General features: G+C 69.2%; 11 protein-coding genes and 4 pseudogenes. 2 read left to right on the top strand and 13 right to left on the bottom strand.

The features are described from left to right. Nucleotides 1-252: 252 nt before the first annotated feature. The 4 genes and pseudogenes from ABFB10_RS05505 to ABFB10_RS05485 all read right to left on the bottom strand — a co-directional run bounded on the left by ABFB10_RS05505 (nucleotide 253) and on the right by ABFB10_RS05485 (nucleotide 4,239). Nucleotides 253-1,383 (bottom strand): saccharopine dehydrogenase family protein, encoded by a 1,131-nt coding sequence (locus tag ABFB10_RS05505; RefSeq protein WP_347165741.1) that lies wholly within the window; start codon nucleotides 1,381-1,383, stop codon nucleotides 253-255. Continuing rightward, nucleotides 1,380-2,437 (bottom strand): annotated as a pseudogene (locus ABFB10_RS05500) (saccharopine dehydrogenase). The gene ABFB10_RS05505 and the pseudogene ABFB10_RS05500 overlap by 4 nt, the downstream one beginning before the upstream one ends. A 100-nt stretch (nucleotides 2,438-2,537) precedes the next feature. Then, nucleotides 2,538-3,199, bottom strand: a pseudogene (locus ABFB10_RS05490) (histidine phosphatase family protein). Nucleotides 3,200-3,339: 140 nt separating this feature from the next. Beyond that, nucleotides 3,340-4,239, bottom strand: a complete 900-nt coding sequence (locus ABFB10_RS05485) for a mechanosensitive ion channel family protein (protein ID WP_347165738.1) — start codon at nucleotides 4,237-4,239, stop codon at nucleotides 3,340-3,342. A 138-nt stretch (nucleotides 4,240-4,377) separates the two neighbouring features. Here ABFB10_RS05485 and map point away from each other — a divergent pair, with 138 nt between their 5' ends. After that, a complete protein-coding gene (map, locus tag ABFB10_RS05480) occupies nucleotides 4,378-5,184 on the top strand; it encodes a type I methionyl aminopeptidase (protein WP_347167939.1) in 807 nt (268 codons plus the stop codon). Between the two features lie 146 nt (nucleotides 5,185-5,330). On the opposite strand, the gene ABFB10_RS05475 is transcribed toward map, so the two are convergent. From ABFB10_RS05475 to ABFB10_RS05465, 3 genes and pseudogenes are all read right to left on the bottom strand, one after another. Further along, nucleotides 5,331-6,299, bottom strand: a complete 969-nt coding sequence (locus tag ABFB10_RS05475) for an MBL fold metallo-hydrolase (protein WP_347165737.1) — start codon at nucleotides 6,297-6,299, stop codon at nucleotides 5,331-5,333. Between the two features lie 177 nt (nucleotides 6,300-6,476). Then, on the bottom strand, nucleotides 6,477-7,052 hold the full coding sequence (gene rsmD / locus ABFB10_RS05470; RefSeq protein WP_347165736.1) for a 16S rRNA (guanine(966)-N(2))-methyltransferase RsmD: 576 nt from the start codon (nucleotides 7,050-7,052) through the stop codon (nucleotides 6,477-6,479). Further along, a pseudogene (locus ABFB10_RS05465) lies at nucleotides 7,049-8,258 on the bottom strand (NAD(P)/FAD-dependent oxidoreductase). The gene rsmD and the pseudogene ABFB10_RS05465 overlap by 4 nt, the downstream one beginning before the upstream one ends. Nucleotides 8,259-8,339: 81 nt before the next feature. Here ABFB10_RS05465 and ABFB10_RS05460 point away from each other — a divergent pair. Next, nucleotides 8,340-8,828: a peroxiredoxin gene (locus ABFB10_RS05460; protein ID WP_347165735.1), complete on the top strand. Its 489-nt coding sequence runs from the start codon at nucleotides 8,340-8,342 to the stop codon at nucleotides 8,826-8,828. Between the two features lie 179 nt (nucleotides 8,829-9,007). Here the strand turns inward: ABFB10_RS05460 and ABFB10_RS05455 are convergent, their stop codons facing one another. The 6 genes and pseudogenes from ABFB10_RS05455 to ABFB10_RS05430 all read right to left on the bottom strand — a co-directional run bounded on the left by ABFB10_RS05455 (nucleotide 9,008) and on the right by ABFB10_RS05430 (nucleotide 14,961). After that, nucleotides 9,008-9,298 (bottom strand): 4a-hydroxytetrahydrobiopterin dehydratase, encoded by a 291-nt coding sequence (locus ABFB10_RS05455; protein ID WP_347165734.1) that lies wholly within the window; start codon nucleotides 9,296-9,298, stop codon nucleotides 9,008-9,010. Further along, nucleotides 9,295-10,492, bottom strand: a pseudogene (locus tag ABFB10_RS05450) (GNAT family N-acetyltransferase). The gene ABFB10_RS05455 and the pseudogene ABFB10_RS05450 overlap by 4 nt, the downstream one beginning before the upstream one ends. 33 nt (nucleotides 10,493-10,525) lie before the next feature. After that, the gene (locus tag ABFB10_RS05445; RefSeq protein WP_347165733.1) at nucleotides 10,526-11,281 is read right to left on the bottom strand and encodes a glycerophosphodiester phosphodiesterase family protein; all 756 of its coding nucleotides are present in this window, start codon (nucleotides 11,279-11,281) and stop codon (nucleotides 10,526-10,528) included. Nucleotides 11,282-11,308: 27 nt separating this feature from the next. After that, on the bottom strand, nucleotides 11,309-11,773 hold the full coding sequence (locus ABFB10_RS05440; RefSeq protein WP_347165732.1) for a RidA family protein: 465 nt from the start codon (nucleotides 11,771-11,773) through the stop codon (nucleotides 11,309-11,311). A gap of 189 nt (nucleotides 11,774-11,962) precedes the next feature. Continuing rightward, nucleotides 11,963-13,267: an HlyD family type I secretion periplasmic adaptor subunit gene (locus tag ABFB10_RS05435; RefSeq protein WP_347165731.1), complete on the bottom strand. Its 1,305-nt coding sequence runs from the start codon at nucleotides 13,265-13,267 to the stop codon at nucleotides 11,963-11,965. Then, complete coding sequence (locus ABFB10_RS05430; RefSeq protein WP_347165730.1) at nucleotides 13,264-14,961, bottom strand: type I secretion system permease/ATPase; 1,698 nt, start codon at nucleotides 14,959-14,961, stop codon at nucleotides 13,264-13,266. Before ABFB10_RS05430 ends, ABFB10_RS05435 begins: the two co-directional genes overlap by 4 nt. Nucleotides 14,962-14,964: the final 3 nt, after the last annotated feature.

Genomic DNA, 14,964 nt, shown 5'->3' with positions numbered 1-14,964 from the left:
CCGGCCCAGCCAATCGCCCTGCCGATCCCTGCGGTCACGCCCCGCACCGTCTTCTCTGCAAAGATACTCAAAAGGCAGGCGCGCCGCGGGCGGGACATCCGCCAGGCACACGCGCCCCCATGCTTCTCTTTGGCCCAAATACCCCTTGACCGGGGGCGGCAGGGAACAGGCCAGCCAGCCTGGCGCATCCCCGGGCTTCTTCTTGGTCCAAATACCTCTGCGCGCCGCCCGAAAACGGCGCGCCCCTCGCGGTCAGGCGCGGTGATCGACCACCATCAGGTGCTGCGCCAGCCGCTGCACCTCCTCCAGCCAGCCCTGCACCAGCTTCGGGTCCGAGGGCGCCGCCGTGACGCCCGCAGGCACCGCCCGCGCCAGCACCGCCTCGACCGCCAGCGAGACCGGCACCGAGACCAGCCGCCCCATGGCATTGCCGCGCGCGTCGCCCCAGGCGTCCATGACGTAGGTCTTGTGCCAGACCGGAACGCCTTCGCGCTCGGCCTTCAGGTCGACGCAAAGCACCACACGGTCCGGCTCTCCGGGGCCGTAGGCATTGTCCGCCAGCAGCTGGTCGGCGATCTCGGCCAGCCGCGCGTCAGAGGCGGTGGGCGCCTCGGCGAAGATCTCCTTCCACGCTTCCGCCCAGCCGTTCAGGCGCATGGTGCCGCGCACGAAGTCCTTCACCTGCCAGTCCTCGCCAAAGCCGTATTCCGCCATGAAGGGCAGGGAATCGCGGTTCGGGTAGACCTCGAAGCTTTCCGGCACCGGCAGCGGCGCATCGAAGCGGGTCAGCGCGTCCCAGGGCCGCGAGACCTCGAGCAGCGAGAAGTTGCGGATCGACCGCGAGGGGGAGCGCAGCGCCTTCAGCACGCCCACCGGCGCCCAGGAGAACTTGTAGCGGAAGGCATTGGGCTCTTTCGGGACGCCGCCGCAATAGGACAGGAAGGACACCGCGTTGGTCTTGTCGAAGGCAGGTGAGGTCTTGTAGTCGGCCATCAGCGCATGGGCCATCAGGTGGTCGATGCCCGGGTCGAGGCCGACCTCGTTGACCAGGCGCACGTCCGCCGCCCCGGCGCGGGCGTCCAGCGCCCGCATCTCGGGCGCGATGTAGGACGACGACACGAACTGCGCACCGGCCTCGATGGCCAGTTCCGCCAGCGGCACATGCCAGTCGGCGGGCAGCATCGAGACGATGACGTCACCCGCGCGGGCCTCGGCCCGCAGGGCCTCGATGTCGAAGGCCCGGATGGCGTCGGTCAGGTCGCCCACGGCGGCCTGCGCCTTGTCCAGGGTCCGGTTCCAGACGGTGACGGGGTGGCCGGCCTCGATCAGGCGGCGCAGGCCGGGGACGGCGGACAGGCCGGTGCCGCACCAGTGGATGGTCATGTCGTTGCCTCCTTTACATGCGTGTCGAAGAGCGCCTTCGCCCGGCCCCAGACGCCCTGATCCAGCCGGTCGAGCGTTTCCAGATGGGGCAGAAGCTGCGCGGCGAAATCCAGCGAGGATCTGCGTGGCAGCAGCGAGGGCAGGTTGTCGATGGCCATGACGTCCAGCGGGGGATCCTCATGCGCGCGCAGCGCCGGTTCCGCCCAGGAGGTCGCGCGGTCATAGACCTTGATCGGGGAGAAGGCGCTGGTCGGGTCGCAGGCAATGTCGCCGATGACGCTCAGGCGGCGGTCCGCCCCGCGGGCCTCGGCGGGCACGAAGACCGGGCAGCCGGGCTGGGCGAGGATGCAGTTGAGGAAGACCTCGTGCTCCAGCACCTCGGGGAAGGGCCCGCCCGAGGCGGTCTCGGCCATGTCCCAGTCGGTGGTGCTCACGCCCATGGCGGCGCAGAGATCGCGCGCGCCGGAGCCCACGCGCCCCAGCGCGCCGATGACAATGGCGCGGGGCAGCGGCGAGGCGCCCTGAAGCGCGGCGCGCAGGTCGCGTTGCAGGGCGGCCTCGTCGGGCCAGGCACTGACAGGCGGGCAGAGCGCGCCCAGCCGCTGCGCCGCCCAGGCCAAGAGCGAGACGGCGGCACCGGCGTAGCCCGCCCAGTAGCCGAAGGCCGCGACCCGGCGGCCGTTCTCGTCCAGCAGGTATTCCAGATCGTAGAGTGTCCCGCCGCCCTCGGCGAAGCGCTTCAGCAGGCGCTGCCCGTCCGGCTGGCCCTTGTAGGCGTGGCCGAAGAGGATGTGCCGGTGGCGCAGGGCCGTGCCGTCGTCGGGCAGCTCTTTCAGGCCGAAGACCAGCGCGTCCTCCGGCGCGCCGGGCCGGAGGCCTCGGGCACGATGGTGGCGCCGGCCTCGGCATAGGGGGCGGTGGGCAGGATGCGGGTCGGGCTGTCCTCGAGCGTGACCTGCGTGCCGCGGGCGACAAGGCGCGCCACACCCTCGGGGGTGATGCCGACGCGTTCCTCGTTGGGGCGGGTCTCGGCGCGGATCCAGAGATGGGTCATGCGGGATCTCCTTTCGGTCGAGGCAGAGGGGACAGGTTGCCCGGGGCGGAGGCAAGGGCTTTCGAAAGCCCTTGCAAAATTCTTCGAAGAATTTTGCCCCTCACAGGTGGCTGCGGGCGTGCTGCCGTTCCGGCGTGTCGAGGTGCGGCAGCGCGTTGAACTGCGTCAGCGCAAGGCCCGAGGGCAGCGGCTGGATGCGGTGGACCGAGGAGTTCTCGATGGCGAGGCAGCAATGCGCCATGGCGGGCAGGTCCAGCCCCATGACGATGCGCATGGCCATGCCGATCAGCCCGCCCGAGGTCACCACCAGCGCGCGGCCCTCGCCTGCGGCGATCTCTTCCAGCACCGCGCGGGTGCGGGATCTCGAAGGCCTCGAAGGTCTCGGGCGCGCCCTCGATCCGGCTCGTCGCGCCAATGGGCGAAGAGCACGGGCAGGTGGCGGACGAAGGCCTCGCGGTCGGCGGGCATGGCGATGGCGTGCTGCTCTTCCAGCATCTGCGCCATGTGGAAATAGGTCAGCTCGTTCAGGCGTTCGTCGCGCATCGGCGCGGTCGCGCAATCGGCGGCGATGGCCTCGGCGGTCTCGACGTGGCGGCGCAGGGTGCCGGTGTAGACGCGGGCAAAGCGCTCTCCGGCCTGCCGGAAGTAGCCGCCCAGCCAGCGCCCCTGTTCCCACCCCAGCGGGCTGAGCTTGTCATAGCCCGCCTCGTCCCGGGAGGCAGAGTTGGCCTGTCCGTGGCGGACGAGGGTGATGAAGGACATGGGACCGCCTTTCGCTTCTGTGCCGGGGCGGTCTTACGGGGCGTGGCGCGGAAAGAAAAGGCGGCGCGCCGGGTGCAACGGCGCAGAGGTATTTGAGGACCGGAGAAGATCCGGGCGTGGCGCGCTCCGGCGGCCCTTGGTCACTCTGTGGCGGGAGGGCCGGCCTGCGCCCGGGTGCCGGTCCGCAGGGCGCCGTCCACATGCAGGGTGCGCGTGGGGAAGGGGATGTCCACGCCGGCGCTGTCGAGCGCCTCTTTCACGGCGCGTTTCATGTCGGCCTGGTACTGGAAGTAATCGTCGGTTGCGACCCAGGCGCGGACGAGGAAATCCACCGAGCTGTCGTTGAGTGCATTGACCTGGATGAAGGGTTCGGGCTGCGCCATCGAGCGCGGGTCGGCCATGACGGTCTCGCGGATCACCTGCTCGGCCTTTGCCAGATTGGCGCCGTAGCCCACGCCGAAGGTCCATTCGGCGCGGCGCTCGGGATAGGCGGAGTAGTTCTCGATCACATTGCCCCAGACCGCGGCGTTCGGGACGATGATCTGCACGTTGCCGAGGCTGGCCAGTTCGGTGGTGTTGAGGGTGATGTCCCTGACGGTGCCCATCTCGCCGCCGACCTCGACGAAATCGCCGATCTTGATGGGGCGGAAGACGATGATCATGACGCCCGCCGCGACATTCGACAGGGTGCCCTGAAGGGCCAGGCCCACGGCAAGACCGGCGGCGCCGAGGGCGGCGATGATCGATGTGGTCTGGACGCCGAAGGTGTTGAGGATGACCAGCGCGGCAAGGGCCAGCACGGTGTAGCGCGCGAGGTTGCCGAGGAAGTGGAAGAGGGTGACGTCCATCTTCGGATTGCTCTCGCCGATGGCGCGGATGCGCCGCCGGACCCAGCCCGCGACCATGAGGCTGACGGCCAGCAGCAGAAGCGCCGCGACCACATTCCCCAAGGCCTGCGCGAGGAATTCCAGCGTCAGAAGGTCCGATAGCGAGGTCCCGTTGACGAGTTCGGTGGTCATCAGCGCGTTCAGCCGGTCCATGGTGTTGTCCCCCTTGTTGGTCTGCGCTCCCAACCCGGGTTCGTGCAAAGGGTTCCCCGGGGCGCACGGCGGCGGTCTGGCAAAAGCGCCGCCATGGGGTTAAACGGGGGCAGGACAAAGTGGAGCGACCTTGTGAAGATGGACGAAAGCGGGCGGGTCACGCGGGACGGCATCCGCATCTACGAACCGGGCGATTTTGCCGGGATGCAGCGGGCGGGCGCGCTTGCGGCGCAGATCCTCGACGAATTGCCGGATCGGGTCTTCGTCGGCCAGACCACCGAGGCGATCGACGATTACATCCGGGGCCGGGTCGAGGAAGCTGGGGCGGTCTCTGCCACGATCGGCTACAAGGGCTACCAGCATGCCTCCTGCATCAGCGTGAACCACGTGGTCTGCCACGGCATTCCGGGCGGCAAGACCCTGAAGGACGGCGATATCCTGAACGTCGACGTGACGGTGATCGTGGACGGCTGGTACGGCGACACCAGCCGGATGTACGTGGCCGGAAAGCTGCCGCGCAAGGCCGAGCGGCTGATCCAGGTGACGCATGACGCGCTGATGGTAGGGATCGAGGCGGTGAAGCCCGGCAATACCTTCGGCGACATCGGCCATGCCATCCAGAGCTTCGTCGAGGGGCACCGCATGTCCGTGGTGCGCGATTTCTGCGGGCACGGGCTGGGGCGGGTGTTCCACGCGCCGCCCAACGTGCTGCATTATGGCCGCGCGGGCACCGGGCCGGTGCTGGAAGAGGGCATGTTCTTCACCATCGAGCCCATGGTGAACCTCAGCCGTCCCGAGACCAAGGTTCTGGCCGACGACTGGACGGCGGTGACGCGCGACAAGTCGCTGTCGGCGCAGTTCGAGCATTCGGTCGGCGTGACGGCGGAGGGCTGCGAGATCTTCACACTGTCGCCCGGCGGGCTGTTCCACCCGACCTACGGCTGATCCAGGCGCTGATCGGGCGCCCGATCCCGAGGCGCGCCTTGCGGCGCAGAGGGTCGATTTGCGTTCAGGCCACGCAGGCCCCGGGGAGGGCTCTGCCCTCCCCGACCCCCTCCCGAGGTATTTTCAGACCGAAGAAGGGCACACCGTCACCATTGCCAGAGGGCGGGGACGAATTCGTAGGCTTCGCCTCTGGTGCGCACATGGCCCACGCCCGGGAAGGGGAAGTGGTAGCCCAGCACCGCCATGCGGTCCGCCGCGGCCATGTCGAGCAGGCGCTTTCGCGTCGCCTGCGTGGTCTCGGCATCCATGTCGAAATTGTTGACCCAGTCGGGGTGGGCAAAGTTCATGTGGGCGTGGTTCATCGAATCGCCGAGCGCGATCAGTTGCTGGCCGTTCGATTCGACGATCACCGAGAGGTGGCCGGGGGTGTGGCCCGGGGTGTCGGTGACGCGCACGCCGGGGACGACCTCCTGGTCATTGGCAAGGAGCGTCCAGTCCACGCCCTCGACCTGGAAGGCATTGACCGCGCCGACGACGAATTGCTGCATTTCCGGCGGGACCCGGTTCACCAGGTCGTCCTGCATCCAGTAGTCGTGTTCGGTCTGACCGGCGAAATAGGCGGCATCGGGGAAGAGCGCGTCGTCGAAGTCGTCCCGGATGCCCCAGATGTGGTCCGGATGGGCGTGGGTGATCAGGACATGGGTGATCGCCGAGGGCTCGATGCCCGCTTTCCCGAGGTTCTCCGCCAGCCGCCCGGCGGTGGGCAGGAAGCGGCTGCCGGAGCCGGTGTCGACGAGGACCGTGGCCTCGCCGGTCTGGATGACCAGGTGGTTGGCATGGGCGTAATTGGTGTCGGTCGAGAGGAAGTAGCTTTCGAGGAAGGCGCGGACCTCTTCGGGATCGGCGTTCACGCCGAGGCTGTTGGCCGGAAGCTCGAGGTGGCCGTCGGAGACCACGGTCAGCGTCATCTCTCCCAGCGTGAATTGCATGTGCGCGGGGTTGCTGGCCGAGGGGGCGCCGAGCGCCCGGGCCTGCGCGCGCACGGGCAGGGCCAGCGTCGGGGCCGCGGCGGCCATGGACAGAAGCGCGCGGCGTGAGGGGCGGAAAAGCGGCATGTTGGACCTCCCATGTCATTCATGCATTTGAATGCGATGATACCAGAGCCTGCGCGCTTTGCCAGCCTTGCAGGTGTGGAGCTCCGTCTTGCGGGATCGGCGCGTTTCCGGGGGCCGTAGGGGGGCTAGGGATCGCGGGGTTCGTTCGGAACGGGCGGCAGGGGCTTGGCCGCTGTCCTAGGGCTGCGCGGCCCCGGTCGGGGCGTTGAGGAGGGTCACCACCGTGTCGCCGTAGGCCCGGGTTTCGAGCGCGGTGAAGCCTTCTGGCGCGGGCTGGGCTGCGCTTTCTTCCCAGACGACAAGCGCGCCGGGCGCCAGCCAGCCCGCGTTGCGGGCGGCGGTCAGGGCCCGCGCCCCGAGGCCCTTGCCGTAGGGCGGGTCGAGGAAGACCAGCGCGCAGGGCGCATCGGCGGCGGGCAGGCGGGTGGCGTCGGCGCCGATCAGGCGCACCCGGTCGGCGCATCCCAGCGTCTTGAGGTTCTCGCGGATCAGCCGCTGGCCAGTGCGGCCGTTTTCCACCAGCGTCAGGTGCGCGGCGCCGCGCGACAGCGCCTCCAGGCCCAATGCGCCGGTTCCGGCGAAGAGGTCCAGAACCCGCGTGCCGTCGAAGGGCTCGCCGAACCGCCCGCCCGCCAGCATGTTGAACAGCGCCTCGCGCACCCGGTCGGTGGTGGGGCGCAGATGCGCCCCCGGGTCGCCCTTGCCAAGCGCGGCAAGGCGGCGCCCGCGAAACTCTCCGGCGACGATCCTCACCCTTTCAGCAGGGGCTTGAGGTCGGTACGAAGGGTTGGCCACCACCGCCTTGTCCGCTGTCCGGCCCGCCTCGATCAGGCGTTTGCCGACCATATAGGCGCGGCTGTCGTTCATCGCGTCCACCGCCAGCAGCCTGTCGCCGGCGTAGTACCAGTGCGACAGCCCGCCGTCCTCGGCCCTGCGCGTCACGATCTGGTCGTAGCCTGCGTTCAGCCCGGCGATCTGCAGCTTGGTGTCGTATTGGTCCGACCAGAACCACGGTTTGGCGGCATAGGCGCGGCCCGCGCCGAGGATGTTCCCGGCCACCAGCTCGCCCATGTCGATGGCATTGCCGACGCTTTCCAGCCGCATGAGGGCCCCGGCCTGCGGGAAGGCCGCGCAGTCGCCCGCCGCCCAGATCGCCGGGTCGGAGGTCTGGCCCTGTGCGTTCACGAGGATGCCGTTGTCGATATCGAGCCCCGCCGCTTCGGCCAGACCCGTGTCGGGCGCGATTCCGACCCCGGCGATGGCGAAGTCGATTTCGAGCCGGGTGCCGTCCGAGAGTTCGGCGCCGGTGACCTGGCCGTCGCCGGTCAGTTTGACCAGTCCCGTGCCCTCGCGGATGTCGACGTCGTGGCTTTTGTGAAGCGCGCGGAAGTAGTCCGAGGTCTCGGGCGCGGCGACCCGTTGCAGGATGCGCGGCGCGGCCTCGACCAGGGTCACGGTCAGGCCCAGCTTCGCGGCCACCGCCGCCGCCTCGAGCCCGATGTAGCCGCCGCCGACGATCAGTACGCGGGCGCCCTTTTGGAACCGCGGGGCCATGGCGTCGACATCCGCAAGGGTGCGGACCGCGTAGACACCGCCGAGCGCGCCGCCGATGGCCTCGGGCAGGCGGCGGGGAAGGGCACCGGTGCAGAGCACGAGGTCGTCGTAGGAAAGGGTGTCCTGTCCGACTGTTACGGTCCGGGCGGCGCGGTCGATCCCCGTCACCCGGGAGCCGAGACGCAGGGTGACGTTCTGGGCGGCGTAGAACTCTGCGGGCCGCAGGAAGAGGCGGTCGAGATCCATCTCGCCCAGCAGGTAGGCCTTGGACAGCGGCGGGCGCTGGTAGGGCACGACGGGCTCCTCGCCGACCAGGGTGATCTGTCCCGTGTAGCCGCCACTGCGCAGTTTCGCGACCAGCGACGCCGCCGTCTGACCCGCCCCGACAACAACGACACCCGACATGATCACTCTCCCGTTTCCCTTTGCGTGCCGGAGCCTATAGTCGAGGCGCAGGAAAACGCAAACGCAGGAGTGACAGCGACAATGTCGATTTCAGTTGGGGCGACGCTGCCCGAGGCGGTTCTGGCCTACATGGGGCCGGAGGGGCCCGCAGAGGTCAAGCTTTCGGACAAGGTCAAGGGCCGCAAGGTCGTGATCTTCGCGCTGCCGGGCGCCTATACGGGCACCTGTTCCACGGCGCATGTGCCAAGCTTCATGCGCACGCTGGATGGCTTCCGGGAAAAGGGCGTCGACGAGGTGATCTGCCTGTCGGTGAACGACCCCTTCGTGATGGGCGCATGGGGCGCCGATACCGGTGCCACGGCGGCCGGCATCACCATGCTGGGCGACCCGGCGGCGGAATTCACCAAGGCGGCGGGCATGGATTTCTCGGCGCCGCCGGTGGGCCTGATCGACCGCTCGAAGCGCTATGCGCTTTATGCCGAGGACGGCGTGGTCAAGGTGCTGCACGCCGAAGAGAACCCGGGTGTCTGCGAGACCTCGGGCGGCGAGGCGATTCTCGCCGCGATCTGACGCGGAGGAGCCATCCTTTGCGTCGCAAAGGATGGGCGGGGGAAGCTTTTGTGGCGCAAAAGCTTCTTCCATTCCATACCGTTCCGGTCCGGGCGGCGGAGGTCGGGCAAGCGGGGCTCCGCCCCCGGCCTGCGGCCTCCCCCGCGGTATTTTTGGACCGAAGAAGCCGGGCCGTGGCCCTACAGGCTGTCCATCTTGCGCGCGAGCTTAACGTCCAGCTGCGACAGGCCGTCGACATCATGTGTCGACAGCGTCACCTCGACCCTGTTGTAGACGTTGAACCACTCGGGGTGGTGGTTCCATTTCTCCGCGAACATGGCGGCGCGAGTCATCCAGGCGAAGGCCTCGGTGAAGTCGCCGAACTTGTAGGTCTTGTGGATCGCATCGCGCCCCTCGACCATCTCCCAGCCGGCGGAGAACAGCGGCTCCAGCACGGTCTGGCGGGCGGTGTCCGACAGTTTCTCGGTCATTCTCTTTCCTCCTGAGTGGTCTTCCGGAACGGGCCGTAGCCGGTGAGGATCTCGATATCCTCGTCCACCGCGGCGCGTTCCGCCTTGAGAAAGCGCTCTACCGCCTCGGAAAAGCCGGGGTTGGCGATCCAGTGCAGCGAATGGGTCTGCGCGGGCAGGTAGCCGCGCGCCAGCTTGTGGTCGCCCTGGGCCCCGGCCTCTACCCGGGCCAGGCCACTGGGCGATGGCGAAGTCGATGGCCCGGTAGTAGCAGGCCTCGAAATGCAGGCAGGGGTGGTCTTCGGTGCAGCCCCAGTAGCGTCCGTAGAGGGCCTGGCGGTCGATGAAGTTCAGCGCGCCCGCCACCGGCTGGCCGTGGCGCGTGCAGAGGACCAGCGCGATATCGTCGCGCAGGGTCTCGTGCGCGATTTCGAAGAAGGCGCGGGTCAGGTAGGGGGCGCCCCATTTGCGCGCGCCGGTGTCCTGGTAGAACTGCCAGAAGGCGTCCCAGTGTTCGGGCCGGATGGCCTCGCCGGTCAGGGTCTCGATCTGGCCGCCGAAGGCCTGCGCGGTGCGGCGTTCCTTGCGGATGGTCTTGCGCTTGCGGCTGCTGAGGTCGGCGAGGAAGGCGTCGAAATCGGCGTAGTCGCGGTTGTACCAGTGGAATTGCTGCGTCACGCGCCGCAGCAGGCCCATGCGCTCGCCCGCGATGGCCTCTGCCTCGGTGCAGAAGGTGGTGTGCAGCGAGGACAGGCCGTTTTCGGCGGCGAGTTGCACGGCGCCCTGAAGCAGTGCCGACATGCCCTGCGTCTCGTGCCCCGGCTTCGTGAGGAAGCGACGCCCGGTGGCGGGAGTGAAGGGCACGGCGATCTGCAGCTTGGGGTAATAGGCGCCGCCCGCGTTTTCCAGCGCGTGCGCCCAGTTGTGGTCGAAGATGTATTCGCCCTGGCTGTGGGTCTTGCCGTACAGCGGCGCCACGGCGATCGTCTCGCCCTCGGCTTCGGCGACGAGGTAGCGCGGTTCCCACCCGGTGCCTCGCCCGACCGATCCGCTGTCTTCCAGCGCGCTGAGGAAGCGGTGGGTGGTGAAGGGATCGTAGGGCCGGCCCTCGGCGTCCTCGGGGCAGGCGCAGGCATCCCAGTCGCCCGCGGCGATCTGCGAGAGGCTTGTCAGCACGGAGACGGTGAGCGTCGGGCCGGGGCTCTGGTCGGTCATCACGGGTTCAATCTGGCGTTTCCGCCCGGGGGTTCAAGCCGTGTAGCCTTCGAAGGTGACATTCTGGGCGATGCGCCGCGCGCTGGCCTCTTCCTCGGGTGAGCGGACCGTCCAGCAGAGCACGGCCAGGCCCTGCGCCTTCAGCGCGGCGACGCGGGGCGATGAGAGGTCGCGGTGGTCGTGGCTGATGAAGCTGGCGCCGGTGCGATGGGCATCGGGGATGCCGCGCAGGGCGTCGCGGGTGGCGGCGGGCAGGGTGGGGTGGTCCTCGGCCGCGTAGGCGCAGGTGGTCAGGCCGCGCGGGTGCTGCGGCATGCGGTCGGCCAGCGCCGCGACGGAATGCGGGTTGAAGGACATCAGCGCGACCGGGCCGTCGTAGCCGTCGAGCGCGGCGGCGACGGCGTCTTCCAGCGGGCCGACCCCGGGGCCCATGGCGCCGTCCTGGTCCTTGACCTCGATCAGCAGCGGCACCGCGCCGCCGACCAGCGCCAGCACCTCGGGCAGGGTGGGGATGGTGTCGTTCCCGCCGGTGAGCGTCAGGCCGCGCAGCGCCTTGGCGCTGTGCTGCTGGATCGCGCCCCGCGTGCCGGTCAGCCGCTGCAGGTCGTAGTCGTGAAAGACCATGGCCTGCCCGTCGGCGGAGCGCTGGATGTCGATCTCGATGCCGTAGCCCGCCGCGATCGCGGCGCGGATGGCGGCGGGGCTGTTCTCGATCCGGCCCGCTGCACGGTCGTGCAGCGCACGGTGGGCAATGGGCCGGTCGAGGAAGGCGCGGGGCAGGGGCGTCATCGCGGTACCTTGGCTGCGGGTCCGGCCTCAGGCGATCTCGAAGATGCCTTCGATCTCGACCGCGACGCCGAAGGGCAGGCTGGCCGCCGACACCGCAGAGCGGGCATGGCGCCCGGCATCGCCGAGGATCTCGGCCAGCGTGTCCGAGGCGCCGTTGATCACCTTGGGCTGGTCGGTGAAATCCGGCGTGCTGTTGACGAAGCCGGTCAGCTTCACCACGCGCTTCAGGCGCGACAGGTCGCCGCCGCAGGCCGCGCGGACCTGTGCCAGCAGGCTGAGCGCGCAGGCCACGGCCGCCGCCGCGCCGTCCTCGACCGAAAGATCCTGGCCCAGCTTGCCGGTGATGAAGCCGTCGGGCCCCATGGAGACCTGCCCCGAGACGTAGAGCATGTTGCCCGAGATCACGTAGGGCACGTAGTTCGCCGCGGGGGCCGGCGCGTCGGGCAGGGTGAGGCCAAGCTCGGCCAGGCGGGTTTCGATGGGGTCGGACATTGGGGCTCTTCCTGTGCAGTGTCGGGCGGAAGCTAGTCGCGTGCGGCTGCGATGAAAAGCCCCTGTTTGGGGCGGCGGGACAGGCTTTCGAAAGCCGTTCCCTGCCGCCGGGAGCTTTCGGCAGAGGCTTGCGGGCAACGGCCTTCGAAGGCCGTTCGAAGCCGGTTCGAACCGGCTTCCCCCGCCCGATCAGGTCTCGCGGAAGGCCCGGGCGAAATAGTCGGTGAAGGGCTTCACGAGGTAGGCCAGCGGGGTGCGGTCGGCGGTGCGGATGAAGGCCTCGACCGGCATGCCGGGGATCAGCGCCGTGCCCTCGGGCAGGCGGTCGATCTGGCCCTCGCTCAGCACGATCTCGGCGCGGTAGTAGCGCACGCGGGTCGACTGGTCCTCGAAGGCATCGGCAGAGATCTGCACCACGCGGCCAAACAGCTCCGGCGTCTGGCGCTGGTCCAGCGCGGCGAAGCGCAGCGAGACCTCCTGGTTCACAAAAAGCTGGTCGATGTGGATCGTCTCGACCTGCGCCGCGATCACCAGCGGGCGGTCCTGCGGCACGAGATACAGCACCGGGTCCGCCGGGCGGATCACCGAGCGCGGGGTGAAGACCGTCATGCCGTAGACCACACCGGACACCGGCGCGGTGATCTCCATCCGGCTGAGGCGTTCGCGCAGGGCGCGGGCCTGTTCGGCCAGTTCGCGCTCGCGGAACTGCAGGTCGCGCAGGGTGGTGATGGATTCCTCGCGGCGCTGGGTCTGCAGGCTCTGGATCTGGATGTCGATCTCGGTGATCCGCCCCTCGGCCTGCGCCTTCTGGGCGATCAGCTCGCCCACGGTGCCGGTCAGCCGCGACTGTTCGCGTTGCAGCGCCAGAACCGTGCCGATCTTGGCCAGTCCGCGTTCCAGCAGCGACTGCTGGTTTTCCAGCTCCTGCCGGATCAGATCAAGCTGCTCGTCCAGCGCCACCTGCTGCGCCTCGATCCCGCGCACCTGGTCGGCGATCTGGTCCTTGCGCTTGGACAGCTGCTCGATCTCGCGGGCCGCCGACTCCAGCCGGGCGAGGAAGAGGTTGCGCTGGCCCTCGACCAGTTCGCTGACCTCTTCGTCGGCCTCGGCGCGGGTCAGCAGCGGTTCGGGAAAGGTGATGTCGGCGGCGGTATCGCGTTCCGCGTGCAGGCGGGCGCGCCGCGCCATCAGCTCGTAGAGCTGGCCCTCGGTGATCGCCAGTTCCGACTGCAACAGGGTCGGGTCCAGCCGGATCAGCGTATCGCCGACCTCGACCGTATCGCCCTCGCGCACGCGGATCTCGGCCACGACGCCGCCGTCCGGGTGCTGCACCACCTGCCGGTTCTGGTCGACCTCGATCGACCCCGAGGCGACGATCGCGCCCGAGATATTCGTCGTTGCGGCCCATGTGCCGAAGCCGCCGACGAGGATCAGCAGGGCGACGATCCCAAGGATCATCGGGCCGCGGGTGGGGAAGGGGCTGGGGCTGCTCATCGCACACCTCCGGGGCTTGCGGATCTCTGGATCTGCTGGTGGTTCTTGACCATGCTCTGCAGCACCTCGTCCTTGGGACCGAAGGCGACGCGGCTGCCGCCCTCGAGCATCAGGAGCAGGTCGCATTCCTGGATCGCGGCGGGGCGGTGGGCCATGATCAGCACCGACTTGCCTTCCGCCTTGAAGCCCCTGATCGCCTTGTTGACGGCGGTCGAGCCCTCGTTGTCGAGGTTCGAGTTCGGCTCGTCCAGCACCAGGATCACCGGATCGCCATAGAGGGCGCGGGCCAGTCCGATGCGCTGTATCTGGCCCCCGGAGAGGCGCCCGCCGGCGGCGGTGACGCGGGTGTCGTAGCCATTGGGCAGCTTCAGGATCATCTCGTGCGCGTCCGCCTTCTGCGCGGCCTCCACCACCTTCTGCGCGTCGGGTTGCGGCGACAGGCGGGCGATGTTCTCGGCGATGGTGCCGTCGAAAAGCGTCACCCGCTGCGGCAGGTAGCCGATGTGCTGGCCCAGCACCTCCGGCCCGTATTGGTCCAGAGAGGCGCCGTCGAGGCGGATCTTGCCGCCCGCCGGGCGCCAGATGCCGGTCAGGGCGCGCGCCAGCGTCGATTTGCCGGAGCCGGACGGCCCGATGACCCCCAGCGCCTGCCCCGGCATCAGGGTGAAGCTGACCAGCCGCAGGGCGGCCTGCTGCTCGCCCGGGGCGACGACGGTCAGCTGCTGCACCTCCAGCCCGGCCTCGGGGCGGGGCAGGGCGGTGCGCGGCGGTTCCTGTGGGGTCTCGGTCAGCAGCTGGGCGAGGTTGTCCCAGCCTTTGCGGGCGCGGGTCACGGCGGCCCACTGGCCGATTGCCAGTTCCACCGGCGCCAGCGCGCGGCCCATCAGGATGGACCCGGCGATCATCGCGCCGGGCGTCAGCTGGCCCTGCAGCACGAGGTAGGCGCCAAGGCCCAGCATGGCCGATTGCAGGAACAGCCGGAAGGTCTTGGTCAGCGTGGTGAAGGTGCCGGTCAGGTCGGCGGTGGCGATCTGGCCGCGCAGGGCGTCGCCGCGCGCCACCATCCAGCGCTGGAAGGCGTCGCGGCGCATCCCCAGCGCCTGCACCATCTCGGCCTCGGCACGGATCTGCTCGGAGGTCTTCTCGGCCTGCATCACGGCGGCGTTCGATTTCAGCGAGGGCGCCCGCGTCACCGCCTGGTTGACGAAGGTCACGACGATCAGCACCGCCCCGCCCGCAAGGGCGAGATACCCCAGCCAGGGGTGAAAGACGAAGATCGCGGCGATGAACAGCGGCGTCCAGGGGATGTCGAAGACCGCCATCAGCACCGGCGAGGACATCAGCCGCTGGATCGATTCGAGGTCGCGCAGCCCGGTCTGCGCCAGGTCGTCCGGCTGCACCGTCGACCGCCGCATGACCGCGTCGAAGACCCGCAGGTCCAGCGCCGCCTGGAACCGTGCCGCGACGCGGCCCATGATCCGGCCCCGGACGTAGTCGAGAATGCCCATCATGCCGTAGAGAAAGACCACCAGCACCGACAGCGCGACCAGCGTCGCCTCGGACCGCGAGCCCAGCACGCGGTCGTAGACCTGCAGCATGTAAAGCGGGCCGGTCAGCATCAGCATGTTCACGAAGAAGCTGAAGATGGCGACGAACCAGTAATACGGGCGGCTCTGGCGGCGTGCGGCGCGCAATTC

The sequence above is a fragment of the Ponticoccus litoralis genome (genome assembly GCF_039769985.1).
In the GTDB taxonomy this organism is placed as follows: Bacteria; Pseudomonadota; Alphaproteobacteria; order Rhodobacterales; family Rhodobacteraceae; genus Ponticoccus; species Ponticoccus litoralis.
The sequence above is the reverse complement of the archived record's forward strand: the minus strand, read 5'-3'. Positions and strand labels throughout refer to the sequence as shown.

Coding starts and splice junctions, on each gene's coding strand:
- ABFB10_RS05460 (WP_347165735.1), top strand. CDS start 8,340: ATGTCGATTTCAGTTGGGGCGACGCTGCCCGAGGCGGTTCTGGCCTAC.
- ABFB10_RS05455 (WP_347165734.1), bottom strand. CDS start 9,298: ATGACCGAGAAACTGTCGGACACCGCCCGCCAGACCGTGCTGGAGCCG.
- ABFB10_RS05475 (WP_347165737.1), bottom strand. CDS start 6,299: ATGCCGCTTTTCCGCCCCTCACGCCGCGCGCTTCTGTCCATGGCCGCC.
- ABFB10_RS05440 (WP_347165732.1), bottom strand. CDS start 11,773: ATGTCCGACCCCATCGAAACCCGCCTGGCCGAGCTTGGCCTCACCCTG.
- map (WP_347167939.1), top strand. CDS start 4,378: ATGGACGAAAGCGGGCGGGTCACGCGGGACGGCATCCGCATCTACGAA.
- ABFB10_RS05505 (WP_347165741.1), bottom strand. CDS start 1,383: ATGACCATCCACTGGTGCGGCACCGGCCTGTCCGCCGTCCCCGGCCTG.
- ABFB10_RS05435 (WP_347165731.1), bottom strand. CDS start 13,267: ATGAGCAGCCCCAGCCCCTTCCCCACCCGCGGCCCGATGATCCTTGGG.
- ABFB10_RS05445 (WP_347165733.1), bottom strand. CDS start 11,281: ATGACGCCCCTGCCCCGCGCCTTCCTCGACCGGCCCATTGCCCACCGT.
- ABFB10_RS05485 (WP_347165738.1), bottom strand. CDS start 4,239: ATGGACCGGCTGAACGCGCTGATGACCACCGAACTCGTCAACGGGACC.